At 41.4% G+C, this 25,024-nt stretch carries 19 protein-coding genes; 18 read left to right on the top strand and 1 reads right to left on the bottom strand.

Annotated elements, in window-relative coordinates; all coding sequences use genetic code 11:
- The first annotated feature begins 339 nt into the window (after window positions 1-339).
- The 17 genes from WKI42_RS03925 to purB all read left to right on the top strand — a co-directional run bounded on the left by WKI42_RS03925 (window position 340) and on the right by purB (window position 22,942).
- Window positions 340-528 carry a class IIb bacteriocin, lactobin A/cerein 7B family gene (locus WKI42_RS03925; RefSeq protein WP_000180826.1) on the top strand — a complete coding sequence of 63 codons (189 nt, stop codon included), beginning with the start codon at window positions 340-342 and terminating at the stop codon, window positions 526-528.
- Between the two features lie 208 nt (window positions 529-736).
- Window positions 737-916 carry a Blp family class II bacteriocin gene (locus tag WKI42_RS03930; protein ID WP_050243091.1) on the top strand — a complete coding sequence of 60 codons (180 nt, stop codon included), beginning with the start codon at window positions 737-739 and terminating at the stop codon, window positions 914-916.
- Window positions 917-1,768: 852 nt separating this feature from the next.
- Window positions 1,769-1,975, top strand: a complete 207-nt coding sequence (locus tag WKI42_RS03935) for a bacteriocin immunity protein (RefSeq protein WP_368081228.1) — start codon at window positions 1,769-1,771, stop codon at window positions 1,973-1,975.
- A gap of 418 nt (window positions 1,976-2,393) precedes the next feature.
- On the top strand, window positions 2,394-4,547 hold the full coding sequence (gene comA / locus WKI42_RS03940; RefSeq protein ID WP_368081229.1) for a peptide cleavage/export ABC transporter ComA: 2,154 nt from the start codon (window positions 2,394-2,396) through the stop codon (window positions 4,545-4,547).
- Between the two features lie 12 nt (window positions 4,548-4,559).
- Complete coding sequence (comB, locus tag WKI42_RS03945; protein ID WP_368081230.1) at window positions 4,560-5,909, top strand: competence pheromone export protein ComB; 1,350 nt, start codon at window positions 4,560-4,562, stop codon at window positions 5,907-5,909.
- A gap of 169 nt (window positions 5,910-6,078) precedes the next feature.
- Window positions 6,079-6,786 (top strand): phosphoribosylaminoimidazolesuccinocarboxamide synthase, encoded by a 708-nt coding sequence (gene purC / locus WKI42_RS03950; RefSeq protein WP_368081231.1) that lies wholly within the window; start codon window positions 6,079-6,081, stop codon window positions 6,784-6,786.
- A 54-nt stretch (window positions 6,787-6,840) separates the two neighbouring features.
- The gene (locus WKI42_RS03955; protein ID WP_368081232.1) at window positions 6,841-10,566 is read left to right on the top strand and encodes a phosphoribosylformylglycinamidine synthase; all 3,726 of its coding nucleotides are present in this window, start codon (window positions 6,841-6,843) and stop codon (window positions 10,564-10,566) included.
- Between the two features lie 93 nt (window positions 10,567-10,659).
- Complete coding sequence (purF, locus tag WKI42_RS03960; RefSeq protein WP_057488099.1) at window positions 10,660-12,102, top strand: amidophosphoribosyltransferase; 1,443 nt, start codon at window positions 10,660-10,662, stop codon at window positions 12,100-12,102.
- Between the two features lie 220 nt (window positions 12,103-12,322).
- On the top strand, window positions 12,323-13,345 hold the full coding sequence (gene purM / locus WKI42_RS03965; protein WP_368081233.1) for a phosphoribosylformylglycinamidine cyclo-ligase: 1,023 nt from the start codon (window positions 12,323-12,325) through the stop codon (window positions 13,343-13,345).
- Window positions 13,342-13,887 (top strand): phosphoribosylglycinamide formyltransferase, encoded by a 546-nt coding sequence (gene purN / locus WKI42_RS03970; protein WP_112444919.1) that lies wholly within the window; start codon window positions 13,342-13,344, stop codon window positions 13,885-13,887. Before purM ends, purN begins: the two co-directional genes overlap by 4 nt.
- Window positions 13,888-13,970: 83 nt before the next feature.
- Window positions 13,971-14,480 (top strand): VanZ family protein, encoded by a 510-nt coding sequence (locus WKI42_RS03975; protein WP_261037719.1) that lies wholly within the window; start codon window positions 13,971-13,973, stop codon window positions 14,478-14,480.
- 24 nt (window positions 14,481-14,504) lie between these two features.
- Entirely contained in the window at window positions 14,505-16,052 is a 1,548-nt protein-coding gene (gene purH / locus WKI42_RS03980) for a bifunctional phosphoribosylaminoimidazolecarboxamide formyltransferase/IMP cyclohydrolase (RefSeq protein ID WP_368081234.1), read from the top strand.
- 121 nt (window positions 16,053-16,173) lie between these two features.
- On the top strand, window positions 16,174-17,436 hold the full coding sequence (gene purD / locus WKI42_RS03985) for a phosphoribosylamine--glycine ligase (RefSeq protein WP_173234175.1): 1,263 nt from the start codon (window positions 16,174-16,176) through the stop codon (window positions 17,434-17,436).
- Between the two features lie 192 nt (window positions 17,437-17,628).
- Complete coding sequence (purE, locus tag WKI42_RS03990) at window positions 17,629-18,120, top strand: 5-(carboxyamino)imidazole ribonucleotide mutase (protein WP_173234176.1); 492 nt, start codon at window positions 17,629-17,631, stop codon at window positions 18,118-18,120.
- Window positions 18,107-19,180, top strand: coding sequence for a 5-(carboxyamino)imidazole ribonucleotide synthase (gene purK / locus WKI42_RS03995; RefSeq protein WP_173234177.1), 1,074 nt, complete (start codon window positions 18,107-18,109; stop codon window positions 19,178-19,180). The genes purE and purK overlap by 14 nt, the downstream gene beginning before the upstream one ends.
- Before the next feature lie 43 nt (window positions 19,181-19,223).
- Entirely contained in the window at window positions 19,224-20,948 is a 1,725-nt protein-coding gene (locus tag WKI42_RS04000; RefSeq protein ID WP_173234178.1) for an Abi family protein, read from the top strand.
- 698 nt (window positions 20,949-21,646) lie between these two features.
- Window positions 21,647-22,942 carry an adenylosuccinate lyase gene (purB, locus tag WKI42_RS04005; RefSeq protein ID WP_012972422.1) on the top strand — a complete coding sequence of 432 codons (1,296 nt, stop codon included), beginning with the start codon at window positions 21,647-21,649 and terminating at the stop codon, window positions 22,940-22,942.
- Between the two features lie 257 nt (window positions 22,943-23,199).
- Here purB and WKI42_RS04010 read toward each other — a convergent pair whose 3' ends face one another.
- The gene (locus tag WKI42_RS04010; protein WP_049512623.1) at window positions 23,200-23,916 is read right to left on the bottom strand and encodes a GntR family transcriptional regulator; all 717 of its coding nucleotides are present in this window, start codon (window positions 23,914-23,916) and stop codon (window positions 23,200-23,202) included.
- A gap of 347 nt (window positions 23,917-24,263) precedes the next feature.
- On the opposite strand from WKI42_RS04010, the gene WKI42_RS04015 reads away from it, so the two are divergent.
- Window positions 24,264-25,024: beta-galactosidase (locus WKI42_RS04015; protein ID WP_368081235.1), on the top strand; the 761-nt coding region annotated here is incomplete at its 3' end.

Consider the following 25,024-nt stretch of genomic DNA (forward strand, 5'->3'; position numbering starts at 1 on the left):
AGGAAAGGAGTTTACTTCATGTATCTACCAATTTTCTATTCATGGTATATTAAATTATTTTTTAAATAAAATTTAATTTAGTTGTACATTTTCGAATTATTTTTCGAATAAATAAGTGAGACGAAAAGGAAGGAGACTACGCGATGTATTTACCAATCTTATTGCCATGGTTTATCAAATGGTATTTAAAATAAATGAAATTTACCTGTTCATTTTAAATCACTTCTCAAATAGATAAGTGAGACGAAAAGGAATTCAGTAATTTATCTATTCTGGTTTTTAAAATGGTTTAAGAGCCAGAAATCGTAAACTAAAAAATAGAAATAAAGGAGAAAAAAGATGACAAATTTTGACAAAATGGAACAGAACTTTGTAGCTCTTACAGAAGAAGAGTTGATGAATGTAGATGGGGGAATTGCACCACTAGTAGTTGCGTTTGGAGTAGCTGCGTTTAAAGGTTTTTCTGTAACAGGAGGGGCTATTATACTGGGAGCAGGTCTTTATCAAGTTGGTAAAAATCTGAAATAAGACTTTGAGTAAGTTTTATGAATAGAATATTAAAAAGAATATATATAGGATCTGCTTTAATATCTTACAGCATATTATTAATTTATTCTCTACTTAATTTAGAGAAGGTATCGTTGGGGATCTGTATTTTGTTAGTAGCATTGACATACTATATTAATAAAAAAGAAATATTTAAAGCAAAAGTGAATAAGAGCAAGGAGAACTTAAAATGAATATTTTAGTAAATGATAATCAGTTTACAGCAATGACAGAAAAAGAACTAGCAACAGTTGATGGAGGAGTACTTCCTGCAGCGGTAGTAGCAGTTCCAGTAGGAATCAAGGTTGCAGGGTATGTTGTCGGTGGTTTATCCGCTGTAGGGCTAGCTGCATGGGGTTACTTCAGATAAGATAAAACACTGTGAAGAAATCAATGAATTTTTCAAGCGAATTTGCGGCTATTATTATATCAGCTTCAGGGATGGTAGGTTTATTAGTGGGACTCACTATTGGCTTAGCTAGTATTATTTAAAGAGGGGTATAACATGCAAAATTTGAATCAATTTGAAATCGTAGAGCAAAGTGAATAAGTTGAAGTAGGTTTATTGATTGTTATCGAAGGATTATTACTTCCTGCTGGTGGAGCAGCTTTAGGGTATTATGCGAATAGACCATAATCTGATTATAGTCAGAGAGGCATTTCTATGTTTTTAAAAAAATTCGTTAAATCAGTATTGAAAGTTTTGCCTGAAATCATGGTATTACTTAGTTCAATGTCTTATATCATCATCAGATTAGTAGCTGACATAAATAAAGTATCTTTACCTACTTGGTTTGATAATTTTAATATACCCACGGTTGCATTATTTATGATGGTCTTCATTCTTTTATACAGAAGTAAAGAAAAAAAGAATAGATAGATTTGAAGCGGTAGACGCTCTATAGGGAATAGGTGTCTTATAGTAACGAATTAAAAAAGGAGTAACTATGAATCGTAATTTAGAACGGTGTTATCTATTCTGACTAGGAATAGATCATACCAAAGGTGGCTTAGAAATAGCAGGGACATTAGAAATTAAAGTAATAAATAGGATGTCACAAATGTTACTATCAATGATTTATTTGTTCCAAGCTTGCCTAGGGTGTCAGTAAAAAATCAATTTCCTTTCATACCATATTTTTAATAGGTAGGACGTTTGTTCTACCTATTTTTTGCCAAAAAGTGCAGTTAAGGTGTTTATTTATATAGTTTGGAGTTTAATATGAAATTCGTTAAATCAATACTGAAAGTTTGGCCTGAAATTATGGTATTACTTAGTTCAATGTCTTATATCATCATCAGATTAGTAGCTGATATAAATAAAGTATCTTTACCTACTTGGCTTGATAGTTTCAATATACCAATGATTGCATTATTTATGATGGTCTTCATTCTTTTATATAGAAGTAAAGAAAAAAAGAATGGATAAATTTGAGGTAGTAGACAATCTATGGGTAAATAGGAGTCTTATAGTAACGAATCAAAAAAAGGAGTAACTATGAATCGTAATTTAGAACGGTGTTATCTATTCTGACCATGAATAGATCATACCAGAGGCGGCTTAGAAATAGCAGGGACATTAAAAATTGAAGTAACTTTAAATAGGATGTCGTACAGGTTACTATCAATGATTTATTTGTTCCAAGCTTGCCTAGGGTGTCAGAAAAAAATCATTTTCCTTTCAATAGCATATTTTTAGTAGGTAGGACGTTTGTTCTGCCTATTTTCTTTATCCTAAAAGTGCAGTTGGGAGGGAGATAGGAGCATTTGGGAAGGAAGTCCAGTTTTTATTTGGGAATTGGGGTAAGATAGGTGTTATCAGATGAGTTTAGAAAAAGGAGATGAATATGAAATTTGGGAAACGTCACTATCGTCCGCAGGTGGATCAGATGGACTGCGGTGTAGCTTCATTAGCCATGGTTTTTGGCTACTATGGTAGCTATTATTCTTTGGCTCACTTGCGAGAATTGGCCAAGACAACCATGGATGGGACAACGGCTTTGGGCTTGGTCAAGGTGGCAGAGGAGATTGGCTTTGAGACGCGAGCAATTAAGGCGGATATGACGCTCTTTGACTTGCCAGATTTGACCTTTCCTTTTGTTGCCCATGTACTTAAGGACGGGAAATTGCTCCACTACTATGTGGTGACTGGGCAGGATAAGGAAAGCATTCATATTGCCGACCCAGATCCTGGGGTGAAATTGACCAAACTGCCACGTGAGCGTTTTGCGGAAGAATGGACAGGAGTGACTCTGTTTATGGCGCCTAGTCCAGACTACAAGCCTCATAAGGATCAAAAGAATGGTTTGCTCTCTTTTATCCCTATATTAGTGAAGCAGCGTGGCTTGATTGCCAATATCGTTTTGGCAACACTCTTGATCACCTTGATTAACATTGTGGGTTCTTATTATCTGCAGTCTATCATTGATACCTATGTGCCAGATCAGATGCGTTCGACACTGGGGATTATTTCTATTGGGCTGGTTATCGTTTATATTCTTCAGCAGATTTTGTCCTACGCTCAGGAGTATCTCTTACTTGTTTTGGGGCAACGCTTGTCGATTGATGTGATTTTGTCCTATATCAAGCATGTTTTTCACCTACCTATGTCCTTCTTTGCGACACGCAGGACAGGGGAAATTGTGTCTCGTTTCACGGATGCTAACAGTATCATTGATGCGCTGGCTTCGACCATTCTTTCGATTTTCCTAGATGTGTCAACGGTTGTCATTATTTCTCTTGTTTTATTTTCACAAAATACCAATCTCTTTTTCATGACTTTATTGGCACTTCCTATCTATACAGTGATTATCTTTGCCTTTATGAAGCCGTTTGAAAAGATGAATCGGGATACCATGGAAGCCAATGCGGTTCTGTCTTCTTCTATCATTGAGGACATCAATGGTATTGAGACTATCAAGTCTTTGACCAGTGAAAGTCAACGTTACCAAAAGATTGACAAGGAATTTGTGGATTATCTGAAGAAATCCTTTACTTATAGTCGGGCAGAGAGTCAGCAAAAGGCTCTGAAAAAAGTTGCCCATCTCTTGCTCAATGTCGGCATTCTCTGGATGGGGGCTGTTCTGGTCATGGATGGCAAGATGAGTTTGGGGCAGTTGATTACCTATAATACCTTGCTGGTTTACTTTACCAATCCTTTGGAGAATATCATCAACCTGCAAACTAAGCTTCAGACAGCGCAGGTTGCCAATAACCGTCTGAATGAGGTTTATCTGGTAGCTTCTGAGTTTGAGGAGAAGAAAACAGTTGAGGATCTGAGCTTGATGAAGGGAGATATGACCTTCAAGCAGGTTTCCTACAAGTATGGCTATGGTCGAGATGTCTTGTCAGACATCAATTTGACCATTCCCCAAGGTTCTAAAGTGGCTTTTGTGGGAATTTCAGGGTCAGGTAAGACGACCTTGGCCAAGATGATGGTTAATTTTTACGACCCAAGTCAGGGAGAGATTAGTCTGGGTGGTGTCAATCTCAATCAGATTGATAAAAAGGCTCTGCGCCAGTATATTAACTATCTGCCTCAACAGCCCTATGTCTTTAACGGAACGATTTTGGAGAATCTTCTCCTTGGAGCCAAGGAAGGGACGACTCAAGAGGATATCTTACGGGCGGTCGAGTTGGCAGAGATTCGGGAGGACATTGAGCGCATGCCACTGAATTACCAGACAGAATTGACTTCGGATGGGGCAGGAATCTCAGGTGGTCAACGTCAGAGAATTGCTCTGGCGCGTGCTCTCTTGACAGATGCGCCGGTCTTGATTTTGGATGAGGCGACCAGCAGTTTGGATATTTTGACAGAGAAGCGAATTGTCGATAATCTCATGGCTTTAGACAAGACCTTGATTTTCATCGCTCACCGCTTAACCATTGCTGAGCGGACAGAGAAGGTTGTTGTCTTGGATCAGGGCAAGATTGTTGAAGAAGGAAAGCATGCTGATTTGCTTGCACAGGGTGGCTTTTATGCCCATTTGGTCAATAGTTAGAAAGAGGAGAGGATGAAACCAGAATTTTTAGAAAGTGCGGAGTTTTATAATCGTCGTTACCATAATTTTTCCAGTCGGGTGATTGTGCCCATGTCGCTTCTGCTCGTGTTTTTGCTTGGCTTTGCAACATTTGCAGAGAAGGAGATGAGTGTGTCTACTAGAGCTACTGTCGAGCCTAGTCGTATCCTTGCAAATATCCAGTCAACTAGCAACAATCGTATTCTTGTCAATCATTTGGAAGAAAATAAGCTGGTTAAAAAGGGGGAGCTTCTGGTTCAATATCAGGAAGGGGCAGAGGGTGCCCAAGCGGAGGCCTATGCTAGTCAGTTGGACATGCTTAAGGATCAAAAAAAGCAATTGGAGTATTTGCAAAAGAGCCTGCAAGAAGGGGAGAACCACTTTCCAGAGGAGGATAAATTTGGCTACCAAGCCACCTTTCGCGACTACATCAGTCAAGCAGGCAGTCTTAGGGCTAGTACATCGCAACAAAATGAGACCATCGCGTCCCAGAATGCAGCAGCTAGTCAGACTCAAGCCGAAATCGGGAACCTCATCAGCCAAACAGAGGCTAAAATTCGCGATTACCAGACAGCTAAGTCAGCTATTGAAACAGGTGCTTCCTTGGCCAGTCAGAATCTAGCCTACTCTCTCTACCAGTCCTATAAGTCTCAGGGCGAGGAAAATCCCCAAGCAAAATCTCAGGCTGTTGCGCAGGTAGAAGCGCAGCTTTCTCAGTTAGAATCTAGTCTTGCTACTTACCGTGTCCAGTATGCAGGTTCAGGTACCCAGCAAGCCTATGCGTCAGGCTTAAGCAGTCAATTGGAGTCCCTTAAATCCCAACACTTAGCAAAGGTTGGTCAGGAATTGACCCTTCTAGACCAGAAAATCTTGGAAGCAGAGTCAGGTAAGAAGGTACAGGGAAATCTTTTAGACAAGGAGAAAATTACGGCGAGTGAGGATGGGGTGCTTCATCTTAATCCTGAGACCAGTGATTCTACCATGGTAGCAGAAGGTGCCCTACTAGCCCAACTCTATCCGTCCTTGGAAAAAGAAGGGAAAGCCAAACTAACAGCTTATCTCAGTTCAAAGGATGTAGCAAGGATCAAGGTCGGTGATTCTGTTCGCTATACTACGACTCATGATGCCAAGAATCAAATTTTCCTAGATTCTACTATTACAAGTATGGATGCGACAGCTACTAAGACTGAGAAAGGGAATTTCTTTAAAATCGAGGCGGAGACTAATCTGACTTCCGAGCAGGCTGAAAAACTTCGGTACGGGGTGGAAGGTCGTCTGCAGATGATTACGGGCAAGAAAAGTTACCTACGTTATTATTTGGATCAATTTTTGAACAAAGAGTAATGTTCGTGTTTTTAGAGTTAAATGATTTTAAAACTGTGAGAAATCTTTTTCTTGCGGTTTTTTCTTTATGATTTTTGAGGTTAGTACGTCATTTATTCGGTTAAATTCTTGTAATTTTAGGTTTTTTATGGTAGAATGTGCTCAAGTAATACGAAAGGCGAACTTTAAAATGTCAAAACAATTGATCTATTCGGGAAAAGCTAAAGATATCTATACAACTGAGGATGAAAATCTTATTATTTCAACTTACAAGGACCAGGCGACTGCTTTCAATGGTGTTAAGAAGGAGCAGATTGCAGGTAAGGGAGTCTTGAATAATCAGATTTCATCTTTTATTTTTGAGAAATTAGATGCGGCTGGTGTGGCGACTCACTTTGTGGAGAAACTTTCAGACACGGAACAACTCAATAAAAAGGTGGAAATCATTCCTTTGGAAGTCGTGCTCCGCAACTATACTGCTGGCTCCTTTTCAAAACGTTTTGGTGTGGATGAGGGAATCGCCTTGGAGACTCCGATTGTCGAATTTTACTACAAAAATGATGATTTGGATGATCCATTTATCAATGATGAGCATGTGAAATTCCTACAGATTGCGGATGACCAGCAGATTGCCTACTTGAAGGAAGAAACGCGTCGTATAAATGAACTATTGAAAGTCTGGTTTGCTGAGATTGGCCTCAAGTTGATTGACTTTAAGCTAGAGTTCGGTTTTGACAAGGATGGTAAGATTATCTTAGCAGATGAATTTTCACCAGATAACTGCCGTTTGTGGGATGCGGATGGCAACCACATGGATAAGGATGTTTTCCGTAGGGGATTGGGAGAACTGACAGACGTTTATGAGATTGTTTGGGAAAAGTTGCAGGGTTTGAAATAACAACCTCAAGGTCGTTGGAACATTGTAAAAGCTGAAATAAAGGAATAAGGATTGATGGATAAACGTATTTTTGTTGAAAAAAAGGCTGATTTTCAGGTCAAGTCAGAGAGTTTGGTGAGAGAACTCCAGCATAACTTGGGGCTTTCAACTTTGAAAAGTATTCGCATCGTGCAAGTTTATGATGTATTTGACTTGGCAGAGGACCTGTTTGCACCTGCAGAGAAACACATTTTTTCTGAGCAGGTGACAGACCATATTTTGGATGAAGCGGCAGTGCAGGCGGATCTTGCCAACTATGCTTTCTTTGCCATTGAAAGTCTACCTGGGCAGTTTGACCAGCGTGCGGCTTCTTCGCAAGAAGCCTTGCTTTTACTAGGAAGTTCGAGTGATGTAATGGTTAATACAGCACAATTGTACTTGGTGAATAAAGATATTGACGCGACTGAGTTGGAAGCGGTCAAGAACTATCTGCTCAATCCAGTTGATTCTCGTTTCAAGGACATCACGACAGGGATTGCCAAGCAGGAATTTTCAGAGTCAGACAAGACCATTCCTAAATTGACTTTCTTTGAAAACTATACAGCAGAAGACTTTGCTCGCTACAAGGCCGAGCAAGGGATGGCTATGGAAGTGGATGATTTGCTCTTTATTCAAGACTATTTCAAGTCAATCGGGCGCGTGCCAACTGAGACGGAACTCAAGGTTTTGGATACTTACTGGTCTGACCACTGCCGTCACACGACTTTTGAGACAGAGTTAAAGAATATCGACTTCTCAGCTTCTAAATTCCAAAAGCAATTGCAGTCAACCTATGACAAGTATATTGCCATGCGTGAGGAGTTGGGGCGTTCTGAAAAACCTCAAACCTTGATGGATATGGCGACTATTTTTGGTCGTTATGAGCGTGCTAATGGACGTTTGGATGATATGGAAGTGTCAGATGAAATCAATGCTTGCTCTGTCGAAATTGAAGTGGATGTTGATGGTGTGAAAGAACCATGGCTCCTCATGTTTAAAAATGAAACTCACAACCACCCAACGGAAATTGAGCCATTTGGTGGGGCGGCTACTTGTATCGGTGGGGCCATTCGTGATCCATTGTCAGGTCGTTCCTACGTTTATCAAGCCATGCGTATTTCAGGTGCGGGTGATATTACAGCACCGATTTCAGAAACGCGTGCTGGGAAATTGCCACAACAGGTCATTTCTAAAACAGCTGCCCATGGTTATTCTTCATATGGTAACCAGATTGGGCTTGCAACAACCTACGTTCGTGAATACTTCCACCCAGGTTTCGTTGCTAAGCGTATGGAGTTAGGTGCAGTTGTCGGTGCGGCTCCAAAGGGCAATGTTGTCCGTGAAAAACCGGAAGCGGGTGATGTCATTATCCTCCTTGGAGGTAAGACTGGACGTGATGGTGTCGGTGGTGCGACAGGTTCTTCTAAGGTTCAAACGGTTGAGTCTGTGGAAACTGCTGGAGCTGAAGTTCAAAAAGGGAATGCTATCGAAGAACGCAAGATTCAGCGCCTCTTCCGTAATGGTGATGTCACTCGTCTCATCAAGAAATCCAACGACTTTGGTGCTGGTGGTGTCTGTGTAGCCATCGGTGAATTGGCAGACGGTCTTGAAATTGACCTCAACAAGGTGCCTCTTAAATACCAAGGCTTGAACGGTACAGAAATTGCCATCTCTGAATCTCAAGAACGGATGGCAGTCGTGGTTCGTCCTGAGGATGTAGATGCCTTCGTTGCAGAATGTAATAAAGAAAATATTGACGCTGTTGTGGTGGCGACAGTGACGGAAAAATCAAATCTAGTTATGCACTGGAATGGCGAAACGATTGTAGACTTGGAACGCCGTTTCCTTGACACCAATGGTGTACGAGTGGTTGTCGATGCCAAGGTTGTAGACAAGGACGTCAAGCTCCCAGAAGAGCGTACAACAAGCGCTGACACACTGGAAGCAGATACCCTTGCGGTTCTATCTGACCTCAACCATGCGAGTCAAAAAGGCTTGCAGACCATCTTTGATTGCTCTGTTGGACGCTCTACGGTTAATCACCCACTTGGTGGTCGCTATCAACTCACACCAACTGAGGCATCTGTACAGAAATTACCAGTTCAACACGGTGTGACTCATACTGCGTCAGTCATGGCTCAAGGATTCAACCCATATGTAGCTGAATGGTCTCCATACCACGGTGCTGCTTATGCGGTTATTGAAGCAACTGCTCGTTTGGTGGCTGCTGGTGCAAACTGGTCTAAGGCTCGCTTCTCTTACCAAGAGTACTTCGAGCGCATGGATAAACAAGCTGAGCGTTTTGGTCAGCCAGTAGCAGCTCTTCTAGGCTCTATCGAAGCACAAATTCAACTTGGTTTGCCATCTATCGGTGGTAAGGACTCCATGTCTGGTACCTTTGAAGAATTGACCGTTCCGCCAACCTTGGTAGCCTTTGGGGTGACGACGGCAGATAGCCGTAAGGTCCTCTCTCCAGAGTTCAAAACTGCGGGTGAAAATATCTATTACATCCCAGGTCAAGCCCTCTCTGCAGAAATTGATTTTGACTTGATTAAGTCTAACTTTGCTCAGTTTGAAGCCCTTCAAAAGGCTCACAAAGTAACAGCGGCTTCAGCCGTTAAATACGGTGGTGTGCTTGAAAGTTTGGCCCTTGCTACCTTTGGAAATCATATCGGTGCAGAGGTAACCTTGCCTGAACTAGAAACGGCTTTGACAGCTCAATTGGGCGGATTTGTCTTCACATCTCCTGAAGAAATCGTTGGATTGGAGAAGATTGGACAAACAAAAGCAGACTTTACACTCCTTGTCAACGGTGTGAAGCTAGATGGACACAAGCTTGACAGTGCCTTCCAAGGAAAACTGGAAGAAGTTTACCCAACAGAATTTGCCCAAGCCAAAGAACTAGCAGAAGTTCCAGATGTCGCTACTAACACAGTCATCCAAGCCAAAGAAAAGGTTGAAAAACCTGTGGTTTACATCCCAGTCTTTCCAGGAACCAACTCAGAATATGATTCAGCCAAGGCCTTTGAAAAAGAAGGTGCAGAGGTTAACTTGGTGCCATTCGTGACACTTAATGAAGAAGCCATTGTCAATTCAGTCGAAACCATGGTTGACAACATCGGCAAGGCTAACATTCTCTTCTTTGCAGGTGGATTCTCAGCTGCGGATGAGCCAGATGGTTCAGCCAAGTTTATCGTCAACATCCTGCTCAATGAAAAAGTCCGTGTGGCTATTGATAGCTTTATCGTCCGTGGTGGCTTGATTATCGGTATCTGTAATGGATTCCAGGCCTTGGTCAAATCAGGTCTTCTTCCATACGGAAATTTCGAGGATGCTAATAGTACTAGTCCAACCCTCTTCTACAATGATGCCAATCAACACGTGGCCAAGATGGTGGAAACCCGTATTGCCAATACCAACTCACCATGGTTAGCTGGTGTGCAAGTAGGCGATATCCACGCTATTCCTGTTTCGCATGGTGAAGGGAAGTTTGTCGTGACAGCTGAGGAATTCGCTGAGCTCCGTGACAATGGACAAATTTTCAGCCAATATGTTGACTTTGACGGCAAACCAAGTATGGATTCTAAGTACAATCCGAATGGTTCTGTCCATGCCATCGAAGGAATTACCAGCAAGAACGGCCAAATCATTGGTAAGATGGGCCACTCAGAACGTTATGAGGAAGGTCTTTTCCAAAATATCCCAGGAAATAAAGACCAGCACCTGTTCGCGTCAGCGGTTAAATATTTCACTAGAAAATAAGACTTGCAGATTTTCTAATAGATAGTATCAGTAATGTAAAAGTCATGTAGATTTAGCTCTTGGTGCTACACAAATAAAAATTAGGTATATAAAATGACATACGAAGTAAAATCTCTTAATGAAGAATGTGGTGTTTTCGGTATCTGGGGACATCCAGATGCTGCTAAATTGACCTATTTTGGTCTCCACAGTCTTCAACACCGTGGTCAGGAGGGGGCAGGAATCCTCTCCAATGATCAGGGGCAATTGAAGCGCCATCGTGACATGGGGCTTTTATCAGAAGTCTTCAGAAATCCTGCTAATTTGGATAAATTGACGGGGACTGGTGCGATTGGGCATGTGCGTTATGCGACTGCTGGCGAAGCTTCTGTAGATAACATCCAGCCCTTCCTCTTCCGGTTTCACGATATGCAGTTTGGCTTGGCTCATAATGGGAATCTGACCAATGCGGCCTCTCTCAAGAAAGAATTGGAAGATAGAGGAGCGATTTTCAGTGCGACTTCGGACTCGGAAATCTTAGCTCACCTCATTCGTCGCAGCCACAATCCTAGTCTGATGGGCAAAATCAAGGAGGCGCTCAGTCTAGTTAAAGGTGGTTTTGCCTATATCTTGCTGTTTGAAGACAAGTTGATTGCGGCTCTTGATCCCAATGGTTTCCGTCCGCTTTCTATCGGGAAAATGGCCAACGGAGCGGTGGTTGTTTCCTCTGAAACTTGTGCTTTTGAGGTCATTGGTGCTGAATGGATTCGTGATTTGAAGCCAGGTGAGATTGTGATTATTGATGACAAGGGTATCCAGTATGACAACTATACAGATGATACTCAGTTGGCGATTTGTTCTATGGAGTATATCTATTTTGCCCGCCCTGATTCTAATATCCACGGTGTCAATGTCCATACGGCTCGCAAACGTATGGGTGCTCAATTGGCGCGTGAATTCAAGCATGAGGCGGATATCGTGGTCGGTGTGCCCAATTCTTCCCTCAGCGCGGCTATGGGATTTGCGGAAGAGTCCGGGCTACCAAATGAAATGGGCCTCATCAAGAACCAATACACCCAACGTACCTTTATCCAACCGACTCAAGAATTGCGGGAGCAAGGAGTGCGGATGAAACTCTCTGCTGTTTCTGGTGTTGTAAAAGGCAAGCGTGTGGTTATGATTGATGACTCTATTGTACGTGGAACAACCTCTCGTCGTATCGTTCAGCTTTTGAAAGAAGCGGGTGCAACTGAGGTTCACGTTGCTATTGGTAGTCCAGCGCTAGCTTATCCATGCTTCTACGGGATTGATATCCAGACCCGTCAGGAGCTAATTGCGGCCAATCATACGGTCGAAGAAACGCGCCAAATCATTGGTGCGGACAGTCTGACTTATCTTTCTGTTGAGGGATTGATTGATTCGATTGGTATTGAAACAGATGCTCCAAATGGTGGTCTCTGTGTCGCTTACTTTGACGGTGACTACCCAACACCTCTCTACGATTATGAGGAAGACTATCGTCGAAGTTTGGAAGAAAAGACTAGTTTTTACAAGTGAGTTACTGAAGATTCTCCATTAAAGAAAAGGAAAAATAAAATGGCAAATAAAAATGCTTATGCTCCACGTCTTACTACTGACTAAAAGCTAAAGCATTTGTCAGTAGACGCTTTGTCCTATAGGATCAAAGCTAGAGCTCTGACTAGCATTTTTAGATAAAATAATTGTTTATCTAGAAATACGTCGCAATCTTTCCCAAAAAAAGAAAAGGAATATAAAAATGGCAAATAAAAATGCGTACGCTCAATCTGGTGTGGATGTTGAAGCGGGTTATGAAGTTGTTGAACGGATTAAAAAGCACGTGGCTCGTACGGAGCGTGCAGGTGTCATGGGAGCTCTGGGTGGCTTTGGTGGTATGTTTGACCTTTCAAAGACTGGGGTTAAAGAACCCGTCTTGATTTCAGGAACTGATGGTGTCGGAACCAAGCTCATGCTGGCTATCAAGTACGACAAGCACGATACCATTGGTCAGGACTGTGTGGCCATGTGTGTCAATGATATCATCGCTGCGGGTGCGGAGCCCCTCTATTTCCTCGACTATGTGGCGACAGGCAAGAATGAACCAGCTAAGCTAGAGCAAGTCGTTGCTGGTGTGGCAGAAGGTTGTGTGCAGGCAGGCGCTGCCCTCATTGGTGGGGAAACGGCTGAAATGCCTGGCATGTACGGCGAAGATGACTATGACTTGGCTGGTTTTGCGGTCGGTGTGGCTGAAAAATCTCAAATCATTGACGGTTCAAAGGTGGCAGAAGGAGATGTTCTTCTCGGACTTGCTTCAAGTGGGATTCATTCCAATGGTTACTCTCTCGTCCGTCGTGTCTTTGCGGATTACACAGGTGAGGAAATCTTGCCAGAATTGGAAGGCAAGAAACTCAAGGAAGTACTTCTTGAGCCGACTCGTATCTATGTCAAGGCTGTCTTACCACTCATCAAGGAAGAGTTGGTCAACGGTATTGCCCACATCACTGGTGGTGGCTTTATCGAAAATGTCCCTCGTATGTTTGCAGCTGATTTGGCTGCTGAGATTGAGGAAGACAAGGTTCCAGTTTTACCGATTTTCAAAGCCCTTGAAAAATACGGTCAGATCAAACATGAAGAAATGTTTGAAATCTTCAATATGGGTGTGGGACTTATGTTTGCAGTTAGCCCTGAAAATGTAAGTCGTGTCAAGGAATTGTTGGATGAACCAGTCTATGAAATTGGTCGTATCGTCAAGAAAGAAAACGAAAGTGTCATCATCAAATGAAAAAAATAGCGGTTTTTGCCTCTGGTAATGGCTCAAATTTTCAGGTGATAGCGGAACAATTTCCAGTAGAGTTTGTCTTTTCAGACCATCGTGACGCCTATGTACTCGAACGTGCAGACAAGCTCGGCGTTCTGTCCTATGCTTTTGAACTCAAGGAGTTTGAGAGCAAGGTAGACTACGAAGCGGCCCTTGTCGAACTCTTGGAAGAACACCAGATTGACTTGGTTTGTCTAGCAGGCTACATGAAAATCGTTGGGCCAAACTTATTGGCTGCTTATGAAGGTCGGATTATCAACATTCATCCAGCCTACCTGCCAGAATTTCCAGGAGCTCATGGGATTGAGGATGCTTGGAATGCTGACGTTGCTGAGAGCGGCGTGACCATTCATTGGGTGGATTATGGTGTTGATACAGGAAAGGTCATCAAACAAGTCCGTGTACCACGGCTAGCTGATGATACCATTGACAGTTTTGAAGAACGTATTCATGAAGCGGAGTACAAGCTCTATCCAGAAGTAGTGAAGGCTCTATTTACAGATTGACTTTTTGATGATTCATATGATATCTTTGATTTTAAATTGGAGTCAGTGATTGTCGAAGACGACTTCAAACGGAGGTATTTGTAATGTTAGAATCTAAAAAAACAACTCGATATGTATTTTATGTCTATCTGATGTTATTAACTTGGGGAATCTTATTTAAGTTTGAAACTAATCCTGAATTTATAGCATTTTTCTTAGCTCCAAGGTACATCAATTGGATTCCATTTTCAGAACCACTAATAGTAGATGGAAAAATTGTTTTTGCTGAAATGTTATTTAATCTGATTTCCTTTATTCCATTAGGTGTTTGTTTCCCTCTGATAAAAACTAATTTATCTAGTTTAAGAATAGTCGGGACAGGTTTCTTGATTAGTTTATTGTTTGAGTGCTTACAGTATATTTTAGCAATAGGTATAACAGATATAACGGATTTGATTTTAAATACGCTAGGTGTCTGTGTAGGCTTGCTGATTTACCAAATTTTTATAAGAGTATTCAAATCACAGATTAGAAAATGGGTCAATATCTTAGGTATGCTTAGCCTTGGTTTTGCTTATCTTGTTTTACTGTTACTGCATTTAATTGGTGTTTAACTAATGATTAAAAAGGAGAATATAATGACTAAACGCGCTTTAATCAGCGTCTCAGACAAAGCGGGCATTGTTGAATTTGCCCAAGAACTTAAAAAACTTGGTTGGGAGATTATCTCGACAGGTGGGACAAAAGTTGCCCTTGACAATGCTGGGGTGGAGACCATTGCGATCGATGATGTGACTGGTTTTCCAGAAATGATGGATGGACGTGTTAAGACCCTTCATCCAAATATCCACGGGGGTCTTCTTGCTCGTCGTGACTTGGATAGTCACCTAGAAGCGGCTAAGGACAATCAAATCGAGCTCATCAACCTTGTTGTGGTCAACCTTTACCCATTCAAGGAAACCATTCTCAAACCAGACGTGACTTACGCTGATGCTGTGGAGAATATCGATATTGGGGGTCCATCTATGCTTCGCTCAGCAGCTAAAAACCATGCTAGTGTAATAGTTGTGGTAGACCCTGCTGACTATACAGTGGTTTTGGACGAATTGGCAGCAAACGGCGAAACCTCTTACGAAACGCGTCAACGTCTGGCAGCCAAGGTTTTCCGTCACACAGCGGCTTATGACGCCTTGATTGCAGAGTATTTCACAGCTCAAGTGGGCGAAAGCAAACCTGAAAAGCTTACTTTGACCTATGACCTCAAACAAGCTATGCGATATGGGGAAAATCCTCAACAGGATGCAGATTTCTACCAAAAAGCCTTGCCGACTGACTACTCGATTGCATCTGCTAAACAGCTTAACGGTAAGGAATTGTCATTCAACAATATCCGTGATGCGGATGCTGCCATTCGTATCATCCGTGACTTCAAAGATCGTCCAACCGTTGTGGCTCTCAAACACATGAATCCATGCGGTATCGGTCAGGCTGATGACATCGAGACTGCTTGGGATTACGCTTATGAGTCTGACCCAGTGTCTATCTTTGGTGGAATTGTTGTTCTCAATCGTGAGGTGGATGCTGCGACAGCTGAGAAGATGCACGGCGTTTTCCTTGAAATCATCATCGCACCAAGCTATACGGATGAGGCGCTAGCTATTTTGACCAATAAAAAGAAAAACCTGCGCATCCTTGCCTTACCATTTGATGCTCAAGATGCCAGCGAAGTGGAAGCAGAATACACAGGTGTAGTTGGTGGTCTCCTTGTGCAAAATCAAGACGTAGTGAAAGAAAGCCCAGCTGATTGGCAAGTGGTGACCAAACGTCAGCCAACTGAGACAGAAGCGACAGCTCTTGAGTTTGCTTGGAAGGCTATCAAGTATGTCAAATCAAACGGAATCATTGTAACCAATGACCACATGACACTGGGTGTTGGTCCAGGTCAAACTAATCGTGTGGCCTCTGTTCGTATTGCCGTTGACCAAGCCAAAGACCGCCTTGACGGCGCTGTGCTTGCTTCGGATGCCTTCTTCCCATTTGCGGATAATGTGGAAGAAATCGCCAAAGCAGGGATCAAGGCCATCATCCAGCCCGGTGGCTCAGTCCGTGACCAAGAGTCTATCGAAGCTGCGGATAAATATGGCTTGACCATGGTCTTCACAGGCGTGAGACATTTTAGACATTAAGAACGTTAAAGGGAAGAAAACAGTTTCTTTCCTTTTTTGCGTAAAAATGCGGAGTGAAACAAGATTAAAACGAACGTTTATGGTATAATGTTATTAAATAATTCGCAAAAGAGGTTGTGAGATGAAGCTGTTAGTTGTAGGTTCAGGTGGTCGTGAACATGCGATTGCTAAGAAGTTACTTGAGTCAAAAGACGTTGAAAAAGTATTTGTAGCTCCTGGGAATGATGGGATGACTCTGGATGGTTTGGAGTTGGTAAATATCTCCATTTCCGAACATTCTAAATTGATTGAGTTTGCAAAAACCAACTATATTGCTTGGACCTTTATCGGGCCAGATGACGCCCTTGCGGCTGGTATCGTGGATGATTTCCATGCAGCGGGTCTCAAAGCCTTTGGTCCGACAAGATTGGCAGCGGAGCTGGAGTGGTCCAAGGATTTTGCCAAGGAAATCATGGTCAAATATGGCGTTCCGACAGCAGCCTATGGCACATTCTCGGATTTTGAGGAAGCCAAGGTCTATATCGAAAAACAGGGTGCGCCTATCGTGGTCAAGGCGGATGGCTTGGCGCTTGGGAAAGGTGTCGTCGTTGCGGAGACAGTCGAGCAAGCGGTCGAAGCAGCTCACGAGATGCTTTTGGACAATAAATTTGGTGACTCAGGTGCGCGTGTAGTTATTGAGGAATTCCTTGAAGGAGAGGAATTTTCACTCTTTGTCTTTGTCAATGGCGACAAGTTCTATATCATGCCGACAGCGCAAGACCACAAACGTGCCTATGATGGTGACAAAGGGCCTAACACGGGTGGTATGGGTGCCTATGCGCCAGTTCCACACTTGCCACAGAGTGTAGTTGACACAGCGGTTGAGACTATTGTCAAGCCAGTTCTTGAAGGGATGATCAAAGAAGGCCGTCCGTATCTTGGCATCCTCTACGCAGGGCTTATCCTGACAGCAGAAGGTCCTAAAGTCATCGAGTTCAATGCTCGCTTTGGAGATCCTGAAACACAGATTATCTTGCCTCGTTTGACATCTGACTTTGCACAAAATATTACAGATATTCTGGATAGCAAGGAGCCAAACATCACCTGGACGGATAAGGGTGTGACTCTGGGTGTGGTTGTCGCATCCAAGGGTTACCCGCTAGAATATGAAAAGGGTGTTGCATTGCCAGCAAAAACCAATGGCGGCATTATCACCTACTATGCAGGTGCTAAGTTTGCGGCAAATAGCAGAGCACTGCTATCAAACGGTGGACGTGTCTATATGCTCGTTAACACAGCAGATACCGTCAAAGAGGCTCAAGATACCATCTACCAAGAACTCGCCCAACAAAACACAGAAGGCCTCTTTTACCGAACAGATATCGGAAGCAAGGCAATTAGATAAAGGTATAAGAAAAAAGCGACGCAGTCGCCAAACACGATAATGGTCGCCGTGGTGAAAAGATCAGAACAATTTCTGTTCTGGTCGGGGGAAACTTTGAGACTTTAGGCTCAAAGTTTAGGAATGAAACCGAAGGTTTGCTTCCGTCCCCACCACCTAAGACCATTATCAAAAAAGAAGAAAAAAGGAAAAATTATGACTAAACCAGTAATTTCCATCATCATGGGCTCAAAATCCGACTGGGCAACCATGCAAAAAACTGCCGAAGTCCTAGACCGCTTTGGTTTAGCCTACGAAAAGAAAGTTGTCTCTGCCCACCGTACACCAGACCTCATGTTCCAACATGCCGAAGAAGCTCGTAGTCGTGGCATCAAGGTTATCATCGCAGGTGCTGGAGGTGCAGCCCATTTGCCAGGTATGGTCGCTGCTAAAACAACCCTTCCAGTCATTGGTGTGCCAGTCAAATCTCGTGCTCTTAGTGGAGTGGATTCACTCTATTCTATCGTTCAGATGCCGGGTGGGGTGCCTGTTGCGACAATGGCTATCGGTGAAGCTGGTGCGACAAATGCGGCTCTCTTCGCCCTCCGTCTTCTTTCAGTAGAGGATCAAGCTATCGCGACAGCTTTGGCAGATTTTGCAGAAGAACAAGGAAAAATCGCAGAGGAGTCTACCAATGAGCTCATCTAAAACAATCGGAATTATCGGTGGCGGTCAGCTGGGTCAGATGATGGCGATCTCAACTATCTATATGGGGCACAAGGTCATTGCGCTGGATCCTGCTGCGGATTGCCCAGCCTCTCGTGTGGCGGAAATCATTGTGGCGCCTTATAACGATGTGGATGCCCTTCGTCAGCTAGCTGAGCGTTGCGATGTCCTGACTTATGAATTTGAGAATGTAGATGCTGACGGTCTTGATGCTGTTATCAAGGATGGGCAACTCCCTCAAGGGACCGACCTGCTTCGCATCTCCCAAAACCGGATCTTTGAGAAAGACTTCCTCTCAAACAAGGCTCAAGTCACTGTAGCACCTTACAAGGTTGTGACTTCTAGCCAAGACTTGGCAGATATCGACCTGTCGAAAAACTATGTCCTCAAGACGGCAACAGGTGGTTATGATGGCCATGGACAAAAGGTCATTCGCTCGGCAGAAGACTTGGAAGAAGCCAATGCACTAGCCGATTCAGCAGACTGTGTTTTGGAAGAATTTGTCAATTTTGACCTTGAAATTTCTGTCATTGTATCAGGAAATGGCAAGGACGTGACGGTTTTCCCAGTTCAGGAAAATATCCACCGAAACAATATCCTTTCAAAAACCATTGTGCCTGCTCGCATTTCAGAAAGTCTAGCTGAAAAAGCCAAAGCCATGGCTCTACGAATCGCTGAACAACTTAACTTGTCTGGAACTCTTTGCGTGGAAATGTTTGCGACAGCTGATGACATTATCGTTAACGAAATTGCTCCACGCCCACATAACTCAGGGCACTACTCTATAGAAGCCTGCGACTTTTCTCAGTTTGATACCCATATCTTAGGCGTTCTCGGAGCGCCATTGCCAGACATCAAACTACATGCACCAGCAGTCATGCTAAATGTTCTCGGTCAACACGTAGAGGTTGCTGAAAAATATGTCACAGAAAATCCAAGCGCCCACCTCCACATGTATGGTAAAATAGAAGCGAAGCACAACCGTAAGATGGGACATGTCACTTTGTTTAGTGATGTGCCGGATAGTGTGGATGAGTTCTAGTCATAGCATCAAAACTGAATGTTAGTAATGAATAGGAGATAATATGAGAGGTACTATAAGCAAGATATCTTCGTACTATGGAATTATAACTTTTGATGAGAATCGAAAAAATGAGAATGAAGCTTATACTGTCAATAGGAGTGTGCCGTTCTTTTCAAGCGATATATCTCAATATGGTGTTGGTGATGAGGTTGATTTTTTAATTGATTATCCATCAAGTAGTGACAGCGAAAATACTCTGTTGGTACGAGGTCAGCCAGTACAGTTTGCTACCAATATAACTATAATTAATCATGGCAAAGCAGAACCGATTGACAACTCGTTAGATTTTTATCAGTTATTAAATTTGAAAATTACTCCATGTCCTGAGTTGCACGATGAAATTTCAGTGTTAGATTATTTGAAAAGAAATAATCTGAGGTATTCTACATTTAATGAAATATTGGTATTGTGTAATCTTATTGAGGAACAAATCACAATTACTAATCTTCAGGATATAATTAATTATGATAAAAAATTTAAAGAGTTTATTATGAAATGGGTGCTATTTGTTGAAGATAATATAAAGGCTAGAATTGAAAATAGAATTGCGGAACTGTGTATCTCAGAAGTTGATTTATTTGATAAGGCTATTTCCAGTGATAATAAAACTTTAAAAAAATTGCTTAAGAATTCTCTTAAAAGCTTGCGGAAAAATTACTTGTTGAGAGATAGTGGAGATATACGTCTTCCATATGAAGCGACAACTGATGAAATTCCAAAGCTAGAGTTTGCTCCTATAGATATGCTATTGGATCAATTTACAGTTGGAGATTTATTGGTATTTATTAAATTTATTAATGATGAATATAGTGCTTTTAAAGATGATGTCAATACTGATTGGGAAAAAACTAGTGATTTTCTTTCTGAATTAAAATTAGTTCGTAATATTTCTGCACATGGGAACTCTTTTTTATCAGCTATACTTGATGAAAAGAATAATCCGAATTATTTGTTAGAAGAAAACTCACATATTTTTGGAGTAGATCCTTTTTATATAGATTCTAGTAAAGAAACGAGTATCTTTCATTTAGTTCGTTCTCCGATTAAATTGATGTTAAAAAGTCACGTGAGTAATCCTCAACATATTGCGGTTTTTTGGACTCAGAAAATATTGAATAACCAAACTCTTCGTTCTTTTGTTTATTTTTATTTTATGGTCTGTTATTTAACCCAAGATAGCAGTTCAAAAGAAGAGTTTAAAAATGAATTGAGGGAAGTGTTTGGCGAGTATGATAAAAAAGTTAATTTTGATAATGTTATAATTGATGTGCACTTTCACCCAGATTTAGATGAAAAAAATAGAAAGAATTTATTGACTTCCTTAATTCCTCAAGCAATTAATATGTTTGATTATGTGAAAGAACATGATTATGAGTATAAGGGTTCAAGCGGGAATAGCATTTATGAAATTACTTATTTTAAGAAGAGTGTTCGAATTAATTTAAGTGATAATGCAAGCTGGCATTTACAAATGCTAGAAGATATTGCGAACAAACATCCAAATAATGATACAATGAAGTCCTCGATTTGGCCAGAGTGTAAAGAAATATGGGAAAACTTTGGAATTTTCTTTAAGGAAAATTCTAATGCAAAAGAAACTTTAATAAACATGTTGGATTCTAATTTAGAAGTTGAATTTGATGAAGGGATTGAGCAGTTATTTAAAATAGAAGATTTTAATAAGTTGAAGTTTCTATTTTTAGATATACTGAACACGTTTTCATAGGTATAGCAGTTTTTAATTTCAGAAAGGTAATAATATATTGAATTCGTTAAAAAGTTTTATATTTAGTATATTTAATTGGTTCTATCCGTTTGTTGCGTTTGCCTTAACAAATTGTGTTTTAGATTGTCTTTCATCGTATTATACAGGTTATAAGAATGCTTTAGGCGCTATATTATTGAGTATCTTATTGATAATTCCATATATTGTTTTTAGATTGTGCGAATACGTTGGAGTGAAGACTTATAAGAAATATTTTATTTTTGAAAATCTATGGTTGATTTTTTTCACACTTTTTAGTTTAATTTCCTCTTCATTTGAATATATAACTACTGTGTGGGGGATTGCTTTCATTGGAATTTCAATAGTTGACAAAATAATTGAAATCGAGACTGAATAGAATATTTTCGATTAATCAAATGAGATGCAAAAGTTCATACTTTTACAAAAGTTAATAATGTAGTTTTAAAAAATAACTTTAACAGTTAGAAAGGAACAAGGGTTCTCGTATTCACCAAAACTAAATACGGGCTCCGTACTTCCTAATTGTAAACAAACAAAGAAAGGAAAGGACACCAGATTTCAGCGTAACTGAACCCGGACGGAAAGCTCGGAATTTAGATACCCCTCCTAGGATGCTTGCATCCTAGGAGGGACCCTAAAATTCAGTCGCTTTCTGGTCGTCCTTGGTATCTTAAATCATGATCAACCGTTACTCTCGCCCTGAGATGGCGAATATTTGGAGTGAAGAGAATAAATACCGTGCTTGGCTTGAGGTGGAAATCTTGGCTGACGAGGCATGGGCTGAGTTGGGGGAAATCCCTAAGGAAGATGTGGCTTTGATCCGCGAGAAGGCGGATTTTGACATCGACCGTATTTTGGAGATTGAGCAGGAGACGCGCCACGATGTGGTGGCTTTCACACGTGCGGTTTCTGAGACTCTTGGTGAAGAGCGCAAGTGGGTTCACTATGGTTTGACTTCTACCGACGTGGTGGATACTGCCTACGGTTACCTCTACAAGCAGGCCAACGACATCATTCGTCGTGACCTTGAAAATTTCACCAACATCATCGCTGATAAGGCTAAGGAGCACAAGTTTACCATCATGATGGGTCGTACCCACGGTGTGCATGCTGAGCCGACAACTTTTGGTCTTAAATTAGCGACTTGGTACAGCGAAATGAAGCGCAATATCGAGCGTTTCGAGCATGCGGCTGCTGGTGTGGAAGCTGGTAAGATTTCTGGTGCGGTTGGTAACTTTGCCAACATCCCACCATTTGTAGAGCAATACGTCTGCGACAAGCTTGGCATCCGTGCTCAGGAAATCTCTACACAGGTCCTTCCTCGTGACCTTCACGCTGAGTACTTTGCAGTTCTTGCCAGCATCGCGACTTCGATCGAACGTATGGCGACTGAGATTCGTGGTCTACAAAAATCTGAGCAACGCGAAGTAGAAGAGTTCTTTGCTAAGGGACAAAAAGGGTCTTCAGCAATGCCTCACAAACGCAACCCAATCGGTTCTGAAAATATGACTGGGCTTGCGCGTGTTATCCGTGGCCACATGATTACAGCTTATGAAAACGTCGCTCTCTGGCACGAACGTGACATCTCTCACTCATCAGCTGAGCGAATCATCACACCTGATACGACCATCTTGATTGACTACATGCTCAACCGTTTCGGAAACATCGTTAAGAACTTGACAGTCTTCCCAGAAAACATGATCCGCAACATGAACTCAACTTTCGGTCTTATCTTTAGCCAACGGGCTATGTTGACCTTGATTGAAAAAGGGATGACCCGTGAGCAAGCCTATGACTTGGTACAACCAAAAACAGCCTATTCTTGGGACAATCAAGTAGACTTCAAACCATTGCTAGAAGCAGATCCAGAGGTGACATCACGCCTCACACAAGAAGAAATCGATGAGATTTTTAACCCTCTTTACTATACCAAACGGGTGGATGATATTTTTGAACGTCTTGGATTAGGATAATTAGAAAAAATCGAATTTCTATTACTCTATTTATAGGAGTAGCAGAACTTCGATTTTTCTTTTTTATTAAAGTGCTTTTGAAAAAAGTAACCAATATTTTATAATATGTTGAATATAGAATAGTATACTGTGACTTCTAAAATATTACTAGAAATTCCTTTAAATTTCCTAATCGATTTGTCCATATTCTATTTCAATCTACTATGTCATATAATAAGCATAGAAAAAGCCCAAGCGATTAGGCTCAGGCTTTCTTCTTAGTGATCACGGTCACATGAGATGAATTTAATCTTGTAATAATCAGATCGTTTGTAAGTTTCACTGTATCCTAAAACTTGACCAGTTGATTCGAGTTTGGTGATTTTAGTTTGTAGGACAGTAGGGAATTGTTCATCGACTCCGAGGACTGAAGCCGCATGTTCTGGAGTTGGAAAGACTATTTCGTTGATTTCTTCAAAGTGTTCATCATTCATGTGAATGTGGTAGTCTAACTTGAAACGGTTATAGATAGAGCTATAATATTCAAGATTTGGATAATTTGCGTTGATATATTGTTCTGGGATGTAGGATGTATGGTAGATATAAACGACACCGTTTGATTCGCGGATACGTTCAATCTTGTAGTAGAATTGATCGCCGCGTAGACCCAATTTTTCCAAGTAAACGAGCTTGTTTCCGCGTTCAATTGAAAGAACAGTTACCTTATCATCTTTAGCATTAAAGAGTTCAATATCCGAAAACTCTACAAGCTTGTGTTTGCGTGCACGTGAAACGAAGGTTCCTTTTCCTTGTTGGCGGACAATATAGCCATCTTTAGCAAGGTCGTTTAAGGCGCGGACAACTGTGATAGAACTGACATCGTACATTGAAATGAGCTCTGCTTCAGTGTAAAATTTATCTCCACTGCTAAACTGCCCAGAGATGATTTTATTTTTTAATTCGTCTTTTATGTATTGATATTTGGGAATTGCCATATTTTTACCTCTATTTTCCTTCTCCACAGAAAATTTTACCATAAAAGCGAAAAAAATAGTAGTCTTTTGAATAAAAAATTAGAAAAATAGTTTGAAAAATTAAGGTACATAAGCATTACTCATATTTTATAAATGTATTTTATGCAAAATTATTTTAGGCTCCCTATTCCGAATTTAAAGAGCGTTTGAAATGGGTCTGAAAATGTTTGAAACTAATTGAACGTGTGTATAATAGTAAAATTACAGTAAATATTCCGACAATTTCTATTGACAATTCAAACAGATTGGTTTATAATTGCTATAACAACAAATGAAAGCGTAAACTTTCGCGGTCAGAAGGTAGTTTTATGACACGATTTGAGATACGAGATGATTTCTATCTCGATGGAAAATCATTTAAGATTTTATCTGGCGCCATTCATTATTTTAGGGTTCCTCCAGAGGATTGGTATCATTCGCTCTATAATTTGAAGGCTCTTGGTTTTAATACGGTAGAGACTTATGTGGCTTGGAATTTACACGAGCCTCGTGAGGGTGAGTTTCACTTTGAAGGAGCTCTGGATTTGGAGCGATTTCTCCAGACAGCGCAAGATTTGGGTCTCTACGCTATCGTTCGTCCATCACCCTTTATCTGTGCGGAGTGGGAATTCGGTGGCTTACCAGCTTGGCTTTTAACCAAAGATATGAGGATTCGTTCATCAGATTCAGCCTATATTGAGGCTGTCGGTCGCTATTATGACCAGCTCTTGCCACGATTGGTTCCACATCTGTTGGACAAGGGTGGCAATATCCTCATGATGCAGGTTGAAAATGAGTATGGTTCTTATGGAGAAGATAAGGCTTATCTGAGAGCGATTCGACAGCTGATGGAAGAGCGTGGCGTAACCTGTCCCCTCTTTACATCAGATGGTCCTTGGAGAGCTACTTTGAAAGCGGGAACCTTAATTGAAGAGGACCTCTTTGTAACAGGAAACTTTGGTTCTAAGGCACTTTACAACTTTTCACAGATGCAGGAATTCTTTGATGAACATGGCAAGAAATGGCCGCTCATGTGTATGGAGTTCTGGGATGGCTGGTTCAATCGTTGGAAAGAACCGATTATCACACG

The sequence above is a fragment of the Streptococcus pseudopneumoniae genome, assembly GCF_038148935.1.
Classification (GTDB): domain Bacteria; phylum Bacillota; class Bacilli; order Lactobacillales; family Streptococcaceae; genus Streptococcus; species Streptococcus pseudopneumoniae_U.